This window comes from Streptosporangium sp. NPDC053982, from assembly GCF_055585205.1.
Window position 1 is genome coordinate 1 of sequence record NZ_JBVJKQ010000012.1, and the last position, 18,090, is coordinate 18,090.

Annotated in this window: 16 protein-coding genes; 10 read left to right on the forward strand and 6 right to left on the reverse strand. The window is 74.1% G+C overall.

The annotated features are described in order from the left end of the window. The first annotated feature begins 213 nt into the window (after positions 1 to 213). Positions 214 to 591, forward strand: coding sequence for a DUF6069 family protein (locus ACZ6W9_RS22400; RefSeq protein ID WP_389964363.1), 378 nt, complete (start codon positions 214 to 216; stop codon positions 589 to 591). Between the two features lie 459 nt (positions 592 to 1,050). Here ACZ6W9_RS22400 and ACZ6W9_RS22405 read toward each other — a convergent pair whose 3' ends face one another. Beyond that, positions 1,051 to 1,224 carry a hypothetical protein gene (locus tag ACZ6W9_RS22405; RefSeq protein WP_389964360.1) on the reverse strand — a complete coding sequence of 58 codons (174 nt, stop codon included), beginning with the start codon at positions 1,222 to 1,224 and terminating at the stop codon, positions 1,051 to 1,053. Between the two features lie 161 nt (positions 1,225 to 1,385). Here ACZ6W9_RS22405 and mihF point away from each other — a divergent pair, with 161 nt between their 5' ends. Both mihF and ACZ6W9_RS22415 read left to right on the forward strand, forming a co-directional pair. Beyond that, positions 1,386 to 1,694, forward strand: a complete 309-nt coding sequence (gene mihF / locus ACZ6W9_RS22410; protein WP_362941787.1) for an integration host factor, actinobacterial type — start codon at positions 1,386 to 1,388, stop codon at positions 1,692 to 1,694. Between the two features lie 583 nt (positions 1,695 to 2,277). Further along, on the forward strand, positions 2,278 to 2,640 hold the full coding sequence (locus ACZ6W9_RS22415) for a hypothetical protein (RefSeq protein WP_389964356.1): 363 nt from the start codon (positions 2,278 to 2,280) through the stop codon (positions 2,638 to 2,640). A 287-nt stretch (positions 2,641 to 2,927) separates the two neighbouring features. Here the strand turns inward: ACZ6W9_RS22415 and aceA are convergent, their stop codons facing one another. Beyond that, complete coding sequence (aceA, locus tag ACZ6W9_RS22420) at positions 2,928 to 4,217, reverse strand: isocitrate lyase (protein ID WP_389964353.1); 1,290 nt, start codon at positions 4,215 to 4,217, stop codon at positions 2,928 to 2,930. 240 nt (positions 4,218 to 4,457) lie between these two features. Between aceA and ACZ6W9_RS22425 the strand changes: the two genes are divergently transcribed. Beyond that, positions 4,458 to 5,927 (forward strand): helix-turn-helix domain-containing protein, encoded by a 1,470-nt coding sequence (locus ACZ6W9_RS22425; RefSeq protein ID WP_389964350.1) that lies wholly within the window; start codon positions 4,458 to 4,460, stop codon positions 5,925 to 5,927. A 69-nt stretch (positions 5,928 to 5,996) separates the two neighbouring features. On the opposite strand, the gene ACZ6W9_RS22430 is transcribed toward ACZ6W9_RS22425, so the two are convergent. Next, positions 5,997 to 8,495: a hypothetical protein gene (locus ACZ6W9_RS22430; protein WP_470119441.1), complete on the reverse strand. Its 2,499-nt coding sequence runs from the start codon at positions 8,493 to 8,495 to the stop codon at positions 5,997 to 5,999. A gap of 150 nt (positions 8,496 to 8,645) precedes the next feature. Here ACZ6W9_RS22430 and ACZ6W9_RS22435 point away from each other — a divergent pair, with 150 nt between their 5' ends. Then, positions 8,646 to 9,674 (forward strand): glucosyl-3-phosphoglycerate synthase, encoded by a 1,029-nt coding sequence (locus ACZ6W9_RS22435; protein ID WP_470119443.1) that lies wholly within the window; start codon positions 8,646 to 8,648, stop codon positions 9,672 to 9,674. Between the two features lie 196 nt (positions 9,675 to 9,870). Here ACZ6W9_RS22435 and ACZ6W9_RS22440 read toward each other — a convergent pair whose 3' ends face one another. Next, positions 9,871 to 10,623 (reverse strand): DUF305 domain-containing protein, encoded by a 753-nt coding sequence (locus tag ACZ6W9_RS22440; RefSeq protein ID WP_389964341.1) that lies wholly within the window; start codon positions 10,621 to 10,623, stop codon positions 9,871 to 9,873. Between the two features lie 219 nt (positions 10,624 to 10,842). On the opposite strand from ACZ6W9_RS22440, the gene ACZ6W9_RS22445 reads away from it, so the two are divergent. Together ACZ6W9_RS22445 and ACZ6W9_RS22450 are read left to right on the forward strand one after the other, a co-directional pair. After that, a complete protein-coding gene (locus tag ACZ6W9_RS22445; protein WP_389964338.1) occupies positions 10,843 to 11,355 on the forward strand; it encodes a hypothetical protein in 513 nt (170 codons plus the stop codon). An 86-nt stretch (positions 11,356 to 11,441) separates the two neighbouring features. Beyond that, the gene (locus ACZ6W9_RS22450) at positions 11,442 to 12,095 is read left to right on the forward strand and encodes a DUF305 domain-containing protein (protein ID WP_389964335.1); all 654 of its coding nucleotides are present in this window, start codon (positions 11,442 to 11,444) and stop codon (positions 12,093 to 12,095) included. Between the two features lie 168 nt (positions 12,096 to 12,263). Here ACZ6W9_RS22450 and ACZ6W9_RS22455 read toward each other — a convergent pair whose 3' ends face one another. Beyond that, positions 12,264 to 12,911 carry a TetR/AcrR family transcriptional regulator gene (locus ACZ6W9_RS22455; protein WP_389964332.1) on the reverse strand — a complete coding sequence of 216 codons (648 nt, stop codon included), beginning with the start codon at positions 12,909 to 12,911 and terminating at the stop codon, positions 12,264 to 12,266. Positions 12,912 to 12,995: 84 nt separating this feature from the next. Between ACZ6W9_RS22455 and ACZ6W9_RS22460 the strand changes: the two genes are divergently transcribed. From ACZ6W9_RS22460 to ACZ6W9_RS22470, 3 genes are all read left to right on the forward strand, one after another. Further along, on the forward strand, positions 12,996 to 14,213 hold the full coding sequence (locus tag ACZ6W9_RS22460; RefSeq protein ID WP_470119446.1) for an MFS transporter: 1,218 nt from the start codon (positions 12,996 to 12,998) through the stop codon (positions 14,211 to 14,213). Between the two features lie 153 nt (positions 14,214 to 14,366). Beyond that, positions 14,367 to 15,581, forward strand: a complete 1,215-nt coding sequence (locus ACZ6W9_RS22465) for an acyl-CoA dehydrogenase family protein (RefSeq protein WP_389964483.1) — start codon at positions 14,367 to 14,369, stop codon at positions 15,579 to 15,581. A gap of 296 nt (positions 15,582 to 15,877) precedes the next feature. After that, a complete protein-coding gene (locus ACZ6W9_RS22470) occupies positions 15,878 to 17,047 on the forward strand; it encodes a cysteine desulfurase family protein (protein ID WP_470119448.1) in 1,170 nt (389 codons plus the stop codon). Between the two features lie 219 nt (positions 17,048 to 17,266). On the opposite strand, the gene ACZ6W9_RS22475 is transcribed toward ACZ6W9_RS22470, so the two are convergent. Next, a complete protein-coding gene (locus ACZ6W9_RS22475; protein WP_470119450.1) occupies positions 17,267 to 18,085 on the reverse strand; it encodes an NAD(P)H-binding protein in 819 nt (272 codons plus the stop codon). Positions 18,086 to 18,090 lie beyond the last annotated feature (5 nt).

Sequence of the window (18,090 nt, forward strand, 5' to 3'; positions counted from 1 at the left end):
GATCCGCTGCCAGGCTTTGTCGGTCAGTTCACCTCGTCGCACCACGAGGCATCATCTAACCGCACCACCGAGATCATTTATCAGACACGCCTTAGGCCGCGGAACGGAGGATCCGTCACCTACCGAAGTAGGAGGCGGCCCCCACCGGAGGAGGACGGAACGCGACCTCGGGCCCGATGCGGTTACCGGCCCGGCCGGGCGAGGCTGACCGCCGTGAACACCTCCCTCAGAAGATTCCTCGTAGTGGTGATCGGCGCCCCCGTGGCGGCCCTGGTCGTGTGGGCGCTGGCGGTGCCGCTGGCCGGAACCGCGCTGACCGTGCGGACGGGCGGCGCCACGCAGACGGTCGGGCCGGTGTCGGTCGTGGTGGTGAGCCTGCTGGCCGGGCTGGCCGGCTGGGCGCTCCTGGCCGTCCTGGAACGGTCGGCGAAGCGGTCCGGCCGTGTCTGGACGATCGTCGCCCTGGTCGTGTGCGTCCTGTCCCTCCTCGGCCCGCTGGGCAGCGCCGCCGGGGCCGCCGCGACGCTGGTGCTGGTCCTGTTGCACCTGGTCGTCGGCGCGGTGCTCATCCCGGGGCTGGCGCGGCGGTGAGGCGCCCGGGCGTCCTCGGGGGCTCGCCCGGCCCTGCCTCCCGCGGCGGTCCGCGCCGCGCCCGCGCCGGGTGCCGCCGGATCCGCGCGCCGTCCGCGCCGGGTGCCGCGGGTGGAGGTGCCGGGGCGGTCCGCCGTCTCCCCCAAGGCGGCGGACCGCCCCGGCCGTTCAGCGGCCGGCCTGTGCGGCCAGCCGTTCCGCTTCCCGGTGCAGGGCTTCGATGAGGAGAAGCTCCAGGCGGAGCCTCTCGTCAGCGAGGCCGTCGAGTACTTCCATGCGGGCCTCCCTGCTCACACGGACGCCCTGGTGATCGGGAAAGTTCACGTCGATGCCGAACCGGCCTCGCCTTTCGGTTCCTTCGGTGACGCGCAACCGGCCTCGCCCGCGGGACGACCGGTTCTGTGATCGTCCTCCCGGCGCCCCCGCGCTCCCGACGTCCCCGCGCATCCGGCCGCCTCCTCAGGAGGAGACCAGTTCCGCCAGGTCGACGTGCTCGCCGACCTCCCGCACATCGGTGCAGTACGCCAGGAGCACCTGACGGTCACCGACACGCCGGGTCACGCGCAGGCACGGGAGGTCGTGGAGCACGACCGCCTCCACCTCGATGCCGTCCGGTCCTTGCCAGATACTCATGAGGTCGAGGCTACGAAGAGTCAGGTAAGTCTGGGGTAACCAATCGGGCATATCGTGGTGGTCAGTGAAGGATGCCCCGTTTTTCCCTGGTTCCAGGATGATTAGCCGCGTCGCTATGGGTAACAGGACGGCAGAACCCAAGCAACCAGGGAGAAACCAACATGGCCTTGCCCAAGCTAACCCCCGAACAGCGTCAAGCGGCGCTCGCCAAGGCCGCCGAGACGCGTGCGGCCCGGGCCAAGCTCCTGGCCGACGTCAAGGCCGGGTCCGTGAGCCTTGAGCAGCTGCTCGGCCGCGAAGACGAGGTCGCCAAGCGCATCAAGGTCTCGCAGGCGCTGCGAGCGCTGCCGGGCATCGGCAACGTCAAGGCGGCCCAGCTCATGCAGGCGGCCGACGTGGACGAGACCCGCCGGCTCGGCGGTCTCGGCGCCCAGCAGCGCCGCAAGCTGCTGCAGGCCGTCGAGCGCTGATCCCCCGGGGCGCGCCGGCCCTCGGCGCGCCCGGATCCCCCGGACATCGCGCGGACGGCCAACGGCCCCACCGTCCGCGAGCCGCCCGGAACGGAGGGCGGCGGAAGAGGCCCCGCCGTACGGACCCCCGTACGGCGGGGCCTCGCCGCGTCCCCATGAGCCCGCGAGGGCCCGCCGCCGTCTGGACCCGCTCAGGAACGCCGATGTCCGGACCCGCGAGGGGGCGCCGGTGTCTGGACTGAGGAGAGAGCGAGCGCAGCGAGCGAACGACGAGGGAAGACACCGGCTAAGAGCCCCCGAGCCGCGACACGCAGTGTCGCCATGAGCACTACCCCGAGCCGCGACACGCAGTGTCGCCATGAGCCCGCGAGGGGGCGCCGGTGTCTGGACTGAGGAACGCAGCCGCGGAGCGGCGGAGTGACGAGGGAAGACATCGGGTAAGAGCCCCTGAGCCGCGACACGCAGTGTCGCCATGAACACAGCGTCGCCATGAGCCCAGCGGGGAAGAACCACAGAAGGGAACGTCGTCCGCGCTGGAACTCCCGCGTTCGAGTGCCGGATACTGGACGCCGAAGGGGGCATCATGAAGCGGATCATCGCAGTGGCGGCGCTGCTGGCGGGCACCGCGGCGACGCTTTCCGGCGCGGGCGCCGTGGCCGAGGCGAAGCCCAGGACGCCGGTGAGCGAATCGCAGTACCAGATCCTCCTCGACCAGTGCGACTACGCGGGCACCGCGCGGCTCCGGTCCGACTGCCGGACCCGGGTCAGGGACACCTACCGGATCGGGGCGGTGAACCCGAGCCTCGACTGCCGCACCTACTCCGGGGTCACCGTCTGCGGCGATCTCACGCTCACCGGGAAGCAGTGCGAGTGCGTGGCGAACCTGGTGAAGGCCGGCCTCTCCTACCGGCGGGCCGAAGTGGAGTGTTACGCCGCCGCCTCGTAGTCCCCGTGATCGCCGCCGCGGATCGGACGCCGTCCGGTCCGGGAATCGCGCCCTGGCCGTGTCGTCCGCCGCGGGGTCGTCCGCCGCGGGCGGACAGCCGGATGCCCCGCCTCCCGGGGGGTGAGGAGGCGGGGCGTTCGCCCTGGCCGGCGGTTCGAGCCCGGGGGCGCGGCCGGGGCGGTTCCCGCGCCGGCGCGGTCCGGGCGGCCCCCCGCATGCCCTGAGGGGGATGGGCCCGGACCGCGCGGGCGCTCGCGGTCACCGCCGCCGGCGCGCGTCTCCGCGGGTCAGTGAGCCTCGAACTGCTCCTCCTCGGTGGAGCCCCGCAGGGCCGTGGTGGAGGAGTCCGGCGCGATGGCCGTGCTGACCAGGTCGAAGTATCCGGTGCCGACCTCGCGCTGGTGGCGGGTGGCGGTGTAGCCGCGCCGCTCGGAGGCGAACTCGGCCTCCTGCAGCCGGACGTAGGCGCTCATGCCCTCCTCGGCGTAGCCGTGGGCCAGGTCGTACATCGAGTGGTTGAGCGAGTGGAAGCCCGCCAGCGTGATGAACTGGAACTTGTACCCCATGTGGCCCAGTTCCCGCTGGAACTTGGCGATCGTGGAGTCGTCCAGGTGCTTCTTCCAGTTGAAGGACGGCGAGCAGTTGTAGGCCAGCATCTGGTCGGGGTGGCGGGCCTTGATCGCCTCGGCGAACTCGCGGGCCACGTCCAGGTCCGGCGTGGAGGTCTCCATCCACAGCAGGTCGGCGTAGGGCGCGTAGGCCAGGCCGCGGGCGATGCAGGCGTCCACGCCGTTGCGGACCCGGTAGAAGCCCTCGGCGGTGCGCTCGCCGGTGGTGAAGGCCTGGTCGCGGGGGTCGACGTCCGTGGTCAGCAGCGTCGCGGCCTGGGCGTCGGTCCGCGCGATGATCAGGGACGGGACCCCGCAGACGTCGGCCGCCAGGCGGGCCGCGTTGAGGGTCTTGATGTGCTGGCTCGTCGGGATGAGCACCTTGCCGCCGAGGTGGCCGCACTTCTTCTCGGAGGCGAGCTGGTCCTCCCAGTGCACGCCCGCCGCGCCGGCGGCGATCATGCCCTTCATCAGCTCGAAGGCGTTGAGCACGCCGCCGAAGCCGGCCTCGGCGTCGGCCACGATGGGGGCAAGCCAGTGCGGCGCGTTCCCGTCTCCCTCGGACCAGGTGATCTGGTCGGCGCGCAGCAGGGCGTTGTTGATGCGCCGCACGACGGCCGGGACCGAGTTCGCCGGGTAGAGGCTCTGGTCGGGGTAGGTCTGCCCGCCGAGGTTGGCGTCGGCGGCGACCTGCCAGCCGGACAGGTAGATCGCCTTCAGGCCGGCCTTGATCTGCTGGACCGCCTGGTTGCCGGTGAGCGCGCCCAGGGCGTGCACGTAGTCCTCGGAGTGGAGCAGGTTCCACAGCCGTTCGGCGCCGAGCCGGGCCAGGGTGTGCTCCTCCTGGACCGATCCCCGCAGCCGGATCACGTCCTCGGCGGTGTAGGCCCGCTCGGTGTCCTTCCAGCGGGGGTCGTTCTCCCACTCGCGCCGCAGTTCCTCTGCGGCTCCCTTGAGGCGATCGATCATTTTTTCACTCCTTGTCGTCCCCTGGGTGCCTTGATCCGAGTGTGAGTCGGGGCGAAACGGGCGAACAAGGCAGAAGCGATCGAAAGAAAGTCATTTTTTCCTACATGGCGAATACTCACCGGTATTCGAGACAGAAGAACCGCTCAGTTTGCCCTGTGGACTAGACCAATCACGTGACGCGGGTCACAGCTACCCTCGCCGTATGGAAATATCCGTTGAAATTTCGTCTAGCATCGGAGCATGGGATCGCTGGTGGGTGAAGAACCGCTGACCTTGACGCAGGAGCTGGACCTGATCGCGTTCGGCCAGCGTCTCAAACACCTGCGCAAGCAGCGCGGCCTCACCCTCGCCGACCTCGGCGAGCGTGTCGGCCGTGCCCCCAGCCAGCTGTCCCTCCTGGAGAACGGCAAGCGCGAGCCGAAGCTGTCGCTGCTGAAGTCGCTGGCCGCCGCGCTGAACGTGCCGGTGGAGGAGCTTTTGCGCCGCCAGGCGCCCAGCAGGCGGGCGCAGCTGGAGATGGCGCTGGAGGAGGCGCAGCGCGACCCGATCTACGCCGGGCTCGGCCTGGCCAGGCTCAAGGTCTCCGCCCGCGTCCCCAACGACGTGCTGGAGCACATCCTCGGCCTGTACGGCGAGCTGCGCTCACGCCAGGCCAAGGGCACCGCCACCCCCGAGGAGGCGCGTGCCGCCAACGCCGAGCTGCGCCGTACGCAGCGCGAGCGGGGCAACTACTTCGAGGAGATCGAGAAGGCGGCGGCCGAGGCGCTGTCGGCCGTCGGCTACCGCGCCGGCGCGCTGTCGCAGAGCACCGTCCAGGCCCTGGTCACGCACTTCGGCTACGCCGTGCAGACGGTCCAGGACCTGCCGCGCTCGGTGCGCTCCATCACCGACCTGCGCAACCGGCGCATCTACGTCAAGCACGAGCAGCTCGGCATGCACAGCCCGCGCACCATCCTGCTGCAGACCCTCGGCCACCTCGCCCTCGGCCACCACAAGCCCCGCGACTTCGCCGACTTCCTGCGCCAGCGCACCGAGGCGAACTACTTCGCCGCGGCCGTGCTGGTGCCCGAGGCCACCGCCGTGCCGTACCTGCGGGAGGCCAAGCAGGACCGGGCGCTGAGCGTGGAGGACCTGCGCGACGTCTACGCCGTCTCCTACGAGATGGCCGCGCACCGCTTCACCAACCTCGCCACCCACCACCTGGACCTGGCGTGCCACTTCGTCCGCAACGACGCCGGCGGCATCATCTACAAGGCCTACGAGAACGACGGCATCGTCTTCCCCGCCGACGAGCAGGGCGCGATCGAGGGCCAGCGGATGTGCCAGCAGTGGTCGGGTCGGCAGGTCTTCCTCTCGCCCGACCGGTTCTCGGTCTTCTACCAGTACTCCGACTCGCCCACCGGGACCTACTTCTGCGTCGCGCACGTCGATCCGAGCCGCGAGCGGGACTTCGCGATCACCCTGGGCGTGCCGTACCGGGAGTCGCGCTGGTTCCGCGGGCGGGAGACCGTCAACCGGACCCGCTCCGGCTGCCCCACCGGCGACTGCTGCCGCCGCCCGCCGGTGGAGCTGGCCCGCCGCTGGGAGGGCTACGCCTGGCCGTCGGCCCGGGGCAACTCCCACGTCCTGGCCGCGCTGCCCCCGGGTTCCTTCCCCGGGGTGGACGAGGCCGACGTCTACACCTTCCTGGAGCGCCACGCCATCGGCTGAACCGCGTCGCCACCCCGGCCTCCTGCCTTCCCTGCCGGAACGGCGTGTCGCACAGGGGCCCGGGGCCTGTCACACGGGCGGTCCGCCGGGCGGCAGCGTCAGCGACGGGTGGCCGAAGAACCGGTAGGCGGTCGCGGTGGCCGGCGCCTGGCAGCGCAGGGAGCGCAGCACCTCCGCCGGGGGCTCCCCGGCCAGGCAGCGCCGGTAGAACTCCCGCGCCAGGCCGTCGTCGCCGACCGGCCAGAGCGGGGCGACCACCGCGCTCGCGCCCGCCAGCAGGAACGCCTGGCAGTCGTCCGGCTCCTCCAGGAAGACGAACGGCGCGCCGCCCATGCCCCGGCCCAGCGCCTCGGCCGCCGAGCTTCCGGCGGTGAAGTGCACCACGTCCGTGGGCTGGGACAGCAGGGCCAGCACCTCGCCCAGCACGGGGTTGATCCGGGCGGCGCCGTACGCGCCGGTCAGCGGGTGGGGCTCGGCGCCGCCGTAGACCACCGCCATGCTCCGCCCGGCCGCCCGCGCCGGCGGTGGCAGCTCGGGGCGCCGTCCGCCCAGCGGCCAGCGGCCGGTCGTCGTCTGGCAGTTCAGGAACGGTGGGATCGACGGGTCGAACGGGTGCTCCAGCGCGGCCAGCTCCCAGGGGACGTGCGTCTCCTGGGAGACGATCAGCACGCTCGGGCGGCGCGGGGCGACCCGGGCCGCCACCGCGTGCAGCAGTTCCCAGAACCCCCGGGGGATCCGCGCGGCGATCCGGCGTCCCATGTCGTCGAGGCTGCCGGCCTCCTCCGCCAGATGCCGCCCGAACTCCGAGATCCGCGTGCCCAGCTCGCAGACCTCCGCCCGGTCGGGGGTGAGGAAGTGCGGCGAGTGGTAGGTCCACCACAGCCGTCCCGGCTGGTCGCCGTGGACGACGACCGCGGTGACGTCCGGCGGCTCGGCGTCGCCTCCCGTGCGGATCCTGGTCCCGGCGGCCGGCTGCCCCTCGCCCTCCGGGGGGAGCGTGCCGGGGGCGCCGACGACGGCGAGGGCGCGTACCCCGAACCCGGTGACCTGGCCGCGCACCGAGTGGACCGCCTGGATCTGCCGGGCGGTGACCGGCTGCTCCTGCGGGAGCGCCACCAGGCGCACCGCCGTCCTCGGGTACGGCGTGGCCGGATCGACGCGCAGCCGCACCCGCCAGCCGCCGGGCGCCTCGAACCCCTCGGCGACGAGCTGGACGTCCAGGTCGAACGGCTCCCCGGCGTACGGCGCCGCCGGGCCGGCGGATGCGGAACCCGGGTTCGCGGGCGTGGCGCCGGGGACGGTTCCGGGAGCGGCGCCGGGTTCGCCGGGCACCACGCCGACCTCCACCAGGGTCTCCGTCCCGGCGACCACCTCGCCGGTCACCCGGATCAGCGGGAACCCGGCCCACTCCGGGCCGGTCGGGGCGGGCTCGGCGCGCCGCCTGCGGAAGGCGCCGGTCAGCCGGCCGAGCACCGAGGGGCCCCTGCCGCCCTGCGCCGAACCGGCGGGGTGCGGCGGCTCCTCCGGACCGCCCCGCCGTACGGACGTGGTGGCCTGGGCGTCCTCGGTCCGCGCGGAACCCAGCAGTCCGGGCGGCGGCCACGCGGGGCCGGTCTGCGCGGGCGGCGCACCGGCCGGCATGGGCGGTCCGGCGTGTCCTGTCTGTCCGGGGGGCGGCCACACCTGTCCCGGCGGCGCGGCGGGCGGTGCCGGCGGAACGACGTTCCCGCCCGGAGGCCCGGCGAACGGCGTCTCCGGCCCGATCCGGCCGTCGGGGAACGGAAGGGACGGCGCCTCCCGGCCGTCCTGGCCGGGGAACGGCCACTCCGGGGAGACCGGTCCGGCGGGGGGCCCGGCCGGCGGCTCCGGCTCCACGTGGCCGATGACCGGCGGGTTCACGTCCACCGGCTCGGCGATCAGCGGCGGGCCGACCGGCGCGGGGAGCGGCGGGTTCGGACCCGGGATCTGTCCTCCCGGGCCGGGCGGCGTTCCAGGACCCTCGGCGCCGGGGAACGGCGGCGGGTTCGGGGAACCGGGGAACGGCAGGCCGGGGTCGGCGGGCATCGGCGGGTTCGGCGAACCGGGCGGCGGCATCCCGGGACCGGTCGGCATCCCGGGGCCGGGGGGCATCGGCGGGTTCAGCGGGCCCGGAAGCGGCGCGCCCGGGTGCGGCGGGCCGTACGGCGGACCGCCCGGCCCGGCCGGTCCGGGGCCGTCGGCGGGGAACGGCGCGCCGGGTCCTGGGGGGAGCGCGGGGGCGGCCGGGAACGACGCGCCGGGTCCGGCGGGGAGCGCGGGGGCGGCCCCGTGCGGCGCGCCGGGACCGGCGGGCGCACCACTGTCCGCGCCGCCGTCCGTGCCGTCCGCGGTCATCAGCTCGCTGAACCGTTCCCAGACGGGGCCGTACTGGACGATGAGCATCACGATGGCGTCCGCCAGCGGTCCGGGAGCCTGCCGGCCCTCCTGCGCCAGCAGCGGATCGAGCTGCTCGCGCAGCTCCCCGGAAGACCCGCCCAGCAGCCGGTCAAGCTCGTCACGGACGATGCGTGCCGCCTTCATCACGGCCACCGGGTCCATGGTGCCCCTTTCCCTCCAGTCTGTGCCGATCCTCCCACCTGTAGGGAGCGCGGAAGACAGGAGGTGTTCCCCGATACTCGTCCATGATTATCGACACATATGGTGAGAGCCGTAGGTCGTCGACGGTGAGAAGGGTGGGCTGTGCTGCCTGAGGTGGAGGCATGGCTGCGGCGACGCACCTCATCGTCGGACGACTGGCCGCTGCCGTGGCTGCTGGAGGCCAAGGGCGACGCGACCGTCAGCGTCGTGCTGCCCGCGCGTGACGAGGCCGGGACGGTCGGGGACATCGTCGCCGCGATCCGGCGCGACCTGATGGAGGCTGTCCCCCTGGTGGACGAGCTCGTGGTCGTCGACTCCCGTTCGGTGGACGACACCGCCGCGCGTGCCGCCCGGGCCGGAGCCAGGGTGGTGGCGCAGGACGAGGTCCTCCCCGACCTCAAGCCGCTGGACGGCAAGGGGGAGGCGCTGTGGAAGTCGCTCGCCGCGACCTCGGGCGACCTGCTGGTCTTCGTCGACGCCGACCTGCGCGAGTTCCGGACCTCGTTCGTGACCGGCCTGCTCGGCCCGCTGCTCGCCGACCCGGACGTGGTCTACGTCAAGGGCTGCTACGACCGGCCGCTGTGGGACGTCCAGGGCGGCGGCGGGCGCGTCACCGAACTCGTCGCCCGCCCGCTGCTCAACCTGCACTGGCCGATGCTCGCCGGATTCGTCCAGCCTCTGGCGGGGGAGTACGCGGGACGGCGCTCGGCGCTGGAGCGCGTCCCGTTCGTCACCGGCTACGGCGTGGAACTGGCCCTGCTGATCGACCTGCTGGAGCTCGCCGGGCTCGACGCGCTCGCCCAGGTCGACCTGGGCCGCCGGGTCCACTCCCACCAGTCCACCGAGGCGCTCGGCGGGATGGCCGCCCAGATCCTGCAGACCTGCTGGTCCCGGCTGGAACGCCAGAACAAGATGATCCCCCTGCACGAGCCGTCCCCCCGGCTGGTGCAGTTCCGCCGCGAGGCCGGGAGCATCGGGGAGGCCGGGAGCGCCGGGAGCACCGAAAAGGCCGGAGGGACCGGAGGGTCCGAGAGGGCGGTGGGGCACCGGGCGGTCGTCCGCGACACGGCCGTCGCCGAGCGCCCTCCGATGTCCACCGTCCCCGACCGGCGCTCCCACGCCCCCGGCTGACCTTCCCGGAGGGGTACACGACCGCCGCGCGGCGGGGGCCGCCGGCCGGGATGTTCCCGGGAGGCCGGGGTGGCAGGGGCGAAGGTCAGGACGGCTTCGGACGCCTTGGACTCCGGGACCGGCCTCGGGCCGTGCGTCCGGCCCCGGGGCCCGATCCCGGCCTGCCGCCCCGGATCATGGGGGCGAGATCCGGGAGTCAGCCCGTTCGCGTGGGCGCCGGTTCCGAAGGCGTCTCCGGGCCGGGAGCGGGGGCCGTGCCCGTGGGCGTCGGCATCGGGCCGTGCGGCATGCCCCGCTCGCCGTACCACTCGGTCAGCCACCGGTGCATCCGCCGGATCTCGGCCCACTGGTCGTCCCGCACGGTGCGCGCGAACTCCGCGACCTGCGGGTGCCGGATGTCCCCGTGTGCCAGCAGCCGTTGGGACATCATGACCGCCATCATGTGGTGCCGGATCATCTCCCGCAGGAACGTCCGGTCCAGCGCCTCACCCGACAGCCCTGACAGGTCGCTCATCATCGGCCGCTGCCGGATCTCCGCGGGGCACCCGGGGTACCACTCGGCCAGCCAGCCCCGCATCTTCGCGATCTCGGCGTTCTGTGTGGTGACGATCGACTCGGCCAGGCGGCGCAGTTCCGGCCGGTCGGAGCGCCGTAGCTGCTCCGCCGCGCTGACGGCCTCCCGGTGGTGTGGGATCATCCGCGCCAGATAGGCGTACTCGTTGTCCGCCGCGTGCATCGGGCCGCCCGGCCCCATGCCCGGCCCCATGCTCGAACCCATGTCCGGCCCCATGCCCGGTCCCATGCCGGGGCCGGTGGGCGGGCAGGGGCTTCGCGATCCGGAAGGGGCCGGGGTCGGCTGCCCGGCCGCACCGGTGGCGGTGACGCCCACCGCCACGGCCGCCAGGAGCGCCCCGGCCGCGATCCGCGCCGTTACCGCGTGTCGTGTCATCTCGACCCCCAACCGCTCGTGCGGTCCCTCCTCCCACGGTAGACACGCCGCGTCCCGGCGGGTCACCGGGCCCACCCCCGTTCCGGGTGCGACTGGAGCCGCCCCGTCGCGAACCCGGTACGGCCGTGCCCGCCGCGGGACCGGCGCCGGGCCGACCTATGCTTTCCTGCGGTGACAGGCCCGTGCCGACGGGCGGAGCGCGAGCGTGGGGGAGGGGAGATGGACGGTACGGCCCGCCGGCCCGCCCTTCCGGCGCATCGCTGGCTGCTCCTCGTCGCCCTGGTCCTCGGCGTCGCCGGGATGCACACGCTCGGGCACCTCGACCATGGCGGGCGGCACGACGGCATGCCCGGCATGGTCGAGGCCGCCCCCGCGGTTCACGCTCTCCCATCCGCCGCGGTTCACGCTCTCCCATCCGCCGCGGTCCGCGCTCTCCCGTCCGCCGCTCTCCCGTTCGGCCACCACGGAGACGCGGCGTCACACCCGGCACCGGACCTCCGGCGGTCGCTCTCCGGCCCCGGCGGCCCCCTTCCCTCCTCCGATCCGTCCTCCGTCTGCCTGGCCGTGCTCACCTCGCTCGTGTCGCTGCTCCTCGCCGGAGCGGCGTGGATGTGGACGCGCCGGAGCCTGGAGGCACGGCCCGCCGGCGTACGGCCGGTGCCGTTCGTCGCCCGGCCGCCCCCGCGAAGGACGGCTCTGCGTCTCGCACGTCTGTCGGTCCTGCGCATATAGGCCGGCCGTTCCCGTGGGCGGCGGCTGGAACGCGCCCGCGGACGACCGGTTCGCAGATCCGACGGAAACGAAAAGAGAACGCGAAGATGTCCACCCACCACCTCAACCGCCCCGCCCCGCGCAGGTTCGCCCTCGCCGTCGTCGCCGGGGCCGGCGCCCTCGCGCTGCTCACCGCCTGCGGCGGCGGGGACGGCACGACGGCCGCCCGGCCGGGTCACGACGGCATGACCGGCATGCCGAGCGGGGCGCCCACGCCCGCCGCGACCGCCTCGCACACCGCCGCGTTCAACGCCGCCGACGTGATGTTCGCCCAGATGATGATCCCGCACCACCGGCAGGCCGTCACGATGGCCGAACTCGCCGCGACCCGGGCCTCGGACCCGGAGGTGAGGAACCTGGCAGCGAAGATCAAGGGAGCGCAGGACCCGGAGATCGCCACCATGACCGGCTGGCTCAAGGCATGGGGTGCGCCCGAGATGCCCGACGGCGGCCACATGGGACACGACATGCCCGGCATGATGAGCGAGGAGGACATGGCCGGTCTCAAGGCGGCCGAGGGCGCCGGGTTCGACCGGATGTTCTCGAAGATGATGATCGCCCACCATGAGGGGGCGGTCGACATGGCCGAGACCGAGCGGGCGCAGGGCGCCGACCCCGGCGCGAAGAAGCTCGCCGCCGACATCGTTATCGCCCAGCGGGCCGAGATCGGGCAGATGCGGAAGATCCTCGACCGGCTCTGAGACGAGTTCCGGCCGCCGGGCACGATCGGAGGCGGCCGGTGACGGGAACGGGCCGGTGGCGGATGCGCTCGGTGCGCGCCCGCCACCGGCTCCTCTCGCCGCCCGCGGGCATGGAGACGGCCCACGGAGCGTCCCGGCTCACGCGGTCGGCGGCCTGGCCGGGCCGTTCTACTCGGCGGGGCCGGCCGGGCGGACGCCGTCCGCGGTCGCCGGTTCCCCGCCCTGGGCCGGGCGGGCGCCGTCCGCCTCACCGGCCAGGGCGGTCCGCGCGAAGGCGACGAGGTGCTCGCGCATCCGCAGCCGCCCCTCCTCGGTCGCCGCCTCGTCGCCGAGGATGATCCGGCCGAGCCGCGACATGACCGCCGGCCAGGCGGCCAGGCCGATCAGTGTCATCATGGTGCGCGCCGTCTCCTGGGACGGCTCGCGGCCGAGTCCCGCGGCGAGCGACTCGGCCTTCCTCTCGCATTTGGTGACCCGGTGCTCCTGCCCCTCCAGCTCGCCGTCGCGGTAGTGCAGCGACTCCCACATCAGCAGGCGGACCAGCTCCGGGTGGGTGCGGTAGTAGTCGTGGAGCCTGGCGACGTACTCGACCGGGTCGTCGCCGGGCATGGCGACCGCCGCGGTCAGCTCGTCCATCACGGTGATCATGACCTGGTCGAAGAGCTTCTCCTTGCTGCCGAAGTAGCCGTAGATGCGCTCCTTGTTGACTCCGGCGCGCTCGGCGATGCGGTCGACGCGGGCCCCGGCGATGCCGTGGGCGGCGAACTCGGCGCGGGCGGCGGACAGGAGGGCGTCCCTGGTGGCTTCCTTCGGCATGCGCCGAGTGTACGGGACGACCGCCCTTCCGTGGAACCAACCGGTTGGTTGACTTCCAACCGGTTGGTTGGCTACGGTCCTGCCATGACGATCTCCCCGCCGGCCCCGGCCACCCAGGCCGCGGCCCTCCGCTCCGGCGGGTTCGCCCCCCTCGGACGCACCCTCGCCGTCTTCTCCCTCGCCGCCGTGCTGTCCAGTGGCCAGCTGTACGTGGTGATCCCCCTGCTGCACGGCATGGCCGCCGGCTGGGGCGCCGCCCAGGCGAGCCTGACCTGGCTCGTCACCGCGTTCGGCGTGGGCTACGCCGCCGGATTCCTGATCTTCGGCCCGCTCTCCGACCGGTACGGCCGCAGGCGCCTGATCCTCGCCGGCCTGCTGGCCGCCGCGGTCGCCACCGCCCTCGTCACCGTCGCGCCGGGACCCGGCGCGGCGATCGGGCTCCGCGTGCTCCAGGGCGTCGCGGTCTCGGTCTTCCCCCCGGCGGCCATGGCCTACCTGGGCGAACGCGTCACCCCGCACCGCCGTACGCTGTCACTGGCCACCATCACCAGCGCCTTCCTCGCCGCCGCGGTGCTGCTCCAGGTCGCCGCCCAGGCGCTGGCGGGGGCGATCGGCTGGCGCGGGGTGTTCCTGCTGTCGGCCGCGGGGTTCGCGGCCTCCGCCGTCGCCGCCCGCGCCGTCATGCTGCCCGACCCGCCGCGTACGGCCACCGGCTCCCTTGTCTCCGCCTACCGCGCGATCCCGTCCCTGCTGGCCACCCCCGCGCTGCTGCTCCGCTACGCCGGAACCGTCACCATCCTGACCACGTTCGTCGCCGTCTACACCGGCCTGCAGCTCGCCGGCCCCGCCGAGGTCACCGGCTCACCCCAGGCCCTGCTCGCCCTGCGGATCAGCGGCCTGCCGTCCATGCTGGCCGTCCCGCTGCTGACCCCCGTGCTGGCCCGCTTCCCCGCTCCCCGGCGGTCGACGGCGCTGCTCGTTGTGGCGGCCCTCGCGCTCGTCGTCGCCGGGGCCGCCGAACCGGGCGTGACCGGGCTCGCACTGCTCCTCGCCCTCTACGTCTTCGGCGTCGCCGCCGGCACGCCCGCGGTCAACGAGAACATCGGCGCGATCGCCGGCGGCGCCCGCGGCACCGCCCTGTCCCTGTTCACCTTCTCCCTCTTCCTCGGCGGGAGCCTCGGACCGCAGCTCGCCACCGCCTTCGCCGGCGGCGGGTTCGGCCTCCTGATGTACGGCACGGCCGCCCTGCTCCTCCTCGGCGTCCTGGCCTTGGCCGCCGCCGCCCGCACCGGCCGCGCGTGATCCCGCCCGCGGCGCCCGCGCGTCCCGGAACCCGCGCGTCCCGGAACCCGCGGCCGCCGCACCGGCCGTCCGGCGGCCCCGCCGTACGCCCTGGCCTACCGGGCGGCCGGGCGAGCCGTTACGGTGGGCAGCGCGCGAAAGGAGTTGATCACGATGAGCGAGGCCGGCTTCTGCCCGGAGCTGGGTGACGACGTGCGGGAGGTGCGCGACTGGGTGCGGGAGTTCGCCCGCACGGTCGTCCGCCCCGCCGGGGCCGAGTGGGACGAGCGCGAGGAGACGCCCTGGCCGGTCATCCAGGAGGCCGCCCGGATCGGGCTGTACTCGCTCGACTTCTTCGCGCAGCAGTGGTTCGAGCCCAGCGGACTGGGCCTGATCGCCGCGTTCGAGGAGCTCTTCTGGGGCGACGCCGGCATCGGCCTGTCCATCGCCGGCACCGGCCTTGCCGCGGCGTCCCTGGCCTCCGGCGGCACTCCCGAGCAGGTGGGGGAGTGGCTGCCGCAGATGTTCGGCACCCCCGACGACGTCAGGGTCGGCGCGTTCTGCGCCTCCGAGCCCGACGCAGGCTCCGACGTCGGCGCCATCCGCACCCGCGCCGTCCCCGACGGCGACGACTGGATCCTCAACGGCGTCAAGACCTGGGTCACCAACGGCGGCATCGCGAACGTCCACGTCGTCGTCGCCTCGGTGGATCCGGCGCTGGGCACCCGGGGCCAGGCGTCCTTCATCGTCCCGCCCGGCACGCCGGGCCTGACGATGGGCCAGAAGTTCAAGAAGCACGGCATCCGCGCCTCCCACACCGCCGAGGTCGTCCTGGAGGACGTCCGGGTGCCGGGCTCGTGCCTGGTCGGCGGCCGGGAGAAGCTGGAGGCCCGGCTGGAGCGGGTCCGCGCCGGCGGGCGGGCGGGCGAGCAGGGGGCGATGCGGACCTTCGAGACGACCCGCCCGGTGGTGGCGGCGATGGCCGTGGGCATCGCCCGCGCGGCGTACGAGTACGCCCGCGACTACGCCCGCGAGCGCGAGCAGTTCGGCCGGAAGATCGGCGAGAACCAGGCGATCGCGTTCCGGCTCGCCGACATGGCCACCCGCGTCGACATGGCCCGCCTGATGACCTGGCGCGCCGCCTGGATGGCCCGCAACGAGCGCTCCTTCGGCCAGGCCGAGGGGTCGATGTGCAAGCTCGTGGCCGGCGAGGCCGCCGTCTGGGTGACCGAGCAGGCCATCCAGATCCTCGGCGGCGCCGGCTACACCCGCGAGCACCCGGTCGAGCGTTTCCACCGCGACGCCAAGATCTTCACCATCTTCGAGGGCACGTCCGAGATCCAGCGCCTCATCATCGGCCGCGCGGTCACCGGCCTGCCCGTCCGCTGACCTCGGACGGCACCGGGCCGGCCCCGCCGCCTCTCCCGGCGGCCGGCCCTCACCGCCGGATCGGAGCGCCGGCGAACGCCTCGGCCCCGAAGGCACCGGTCCGCCGGGCGTCACGGTGCCGTCCGGCCGATCCCGGGGAGCCGGGGAAAGCCGGGGGAACGGGCGGGAAGCCGTACGGGAAGCACGCGCCGTTCCTCGTGGCCGGGGAGCCCGTGCGATGCTTTCCGGAAGACGGGCTTCCTGAGCGGCGGCGCGCGGGGCCGCCCGCCGCGCTCCTGACCGAGAGCGGGCGCGACGTGGGTCATCCGGGCCTCGACGAGGACGTCATCTACCTCGACTACAACGCCACCACGCCGGTCGATCCGCGGGTCGCCGAGGCCGCCTGGCCGTACGTCAGCCGGTTCTTCGGCAATCCCTCGACCTCCTACGGTTACGCCGAACGGCCACGCCGGGCCCTCGCCGAGGCCCGGAGCGAGGTGGCCGGGCTCATCGGAAGCCGGCCCGAGGAGATCGTCTTCACCAGCGGCGGCTCGGAGTCCGACGTGACGGCGATCCGCGGGCTGGTCCCGCCCGGCGGTCACGTCGTCACCCAGCGGACCGAGCACCCCGCCGTGCTGCGGACCTGTCAGAGCCTCGCGCGGCTGCACGGCGTCCGTGTCACCTACCTGCCCGTGGACGAGCGCGGCCTGGTCGATCCGGCCGAGCTGGAGGCGGCCGTCACGGCGCGGACGCACCTCGTCTCGATCATGACGGCCAACGGGGAGACGGGCGTCCTGCAGCCCGTCGCGGAGCTGGCCGGGATCGCGCACCGTCACGGGGCGCTGTTCCACACGGACGCCGCCCAGGCGGCCGGCAAGATCCCGCTGGCGGTCGGCGATCTCGGCGTGGATCTGCTCACCGTGGCCGGCCACAAGCTGTACGCACCCAAGGGGATCGGTGCGCTCTACGTGCGCGAGGGGGTGGACATCGAGCCGCTGCTCCACGGCGGAGGCCAGGAGGGAGGGCTGCGGGCCGGCACCGAGAACACCGCCTACGCCGTCGCGCTGGGCGCGGCCTCCCGGATCGCCGCCGAGGAGACGCCCCGGGAGGCGGCGCGGCTGAGCGCCCTGCGCGACCTGCTGCACCTGCGGCTGCACCAGCGGCTGCCCGGAAGGGTCCTGCTCAACGGGCATCCCGGCCGGCGGCTGCCCGGCACCCTCAACGTCAGCGTCTCCGGGGCCAGGGGGGTCGACCTCCTCGCCGCGACGCCGCGGGTCGCCGCCGCGACCGGCTCCGCCTGCCACACCGGCGACCCTGAGCCCTCCGCCGTTCTCCTGGCGATGGGACTGGACCGGGACCGGGCGCTGGGCGCGGTGCGCCTCTCGCTGGGACGGTGGACGACCGAACGGGACGTCGAGACGGCGGCACGCCTCCTGGCGGACGCGGCGCACCGGCCGGGCGGACCGGCCGCCGCCGTGTCCCCATGACCGGCCTTCCTCATGCCCCGCCCGTCGCTGGTGTCGATCCTGCGCGCCGTCACCCCGCGCGGCGACCGGCCCGTCGGCCCCGTCCACCGCTCGCCGTCCGCCGGCTGAGCGCCGGAAGGCGCCGGGTGGCCCGTGGCCGTGACCGGGTCCTCCCGGGACGGCCGCGGGGAGGACCCGGTTCACCGCCCGGCGTGCGGTACGGCGGTCAGACGCGTGCTGTCAGACGTGTGCCTTCGGGCGTGTGGCGGAGGCGACCGCGACGGCTGCGGCCAGCGGGTCGCGGGCCGGGCGGCCGAGAAGGCCCGTGAGGTCGGGAGCGGTGCCGTCCAGGAAGCCGTGCCGGATGCCCGTGGCGATCGAGGCGAGCATGGGCGGCTGGAACGGCAGGAGACCCGGCGCCTCCAGGAGCCTGCGCCGGTACTCGCCCAGGCCGATGGCGCGGTGCGGAACCCCGAGCCGGTCGGCCACCTGACCCGCCGTGATCGGCGTACCGACGAGGTCGTAGACGCGCCCACCGTGTCGCGCCGCACCCGCCGCGACGACCGCCGCGGCGTCGGCGAGGTCCTCCCGCGCGACCGCCGCCAGGGCTCCGTCCCCGAACGGGGACTCCAGGCCGTCTCCGGCCCACATCAGCAGGCCGCCGAAGAGTTCGGCGTACAGGCCGTTGCGCAGGATCGTCCACGGCAGTCCGCTCGCCCGCACGAGGCGTTCGGTGGCACGGTGCGCCGGCGCGAAACCGAGGTGGTCGCCGGCCGTGGTCAGGCTCGTGTAGACGACATGGCCGACGCCGTCGCGGACGGCGGCGTCCAGAACCGCCGCGTGCCGCTCGATGACCTGGTCGTCCTCGGCGTAACCGGCGGAGATCAGCACCAGGGTCGACACCCCGGCGAGATCGAGCCCCGCGTGGTCGTCGAAGTCGAGACGCCGCATCCCCCCGCCCGGCGTGCGGCTTCCACCCGTCGCGGCGATGCCGCGGGCACGCAGCGCGGCGAGGGTGGCCGAGCCCAGGTTCCCGTTCGCTCCCGTCACCAGGATCATATGAA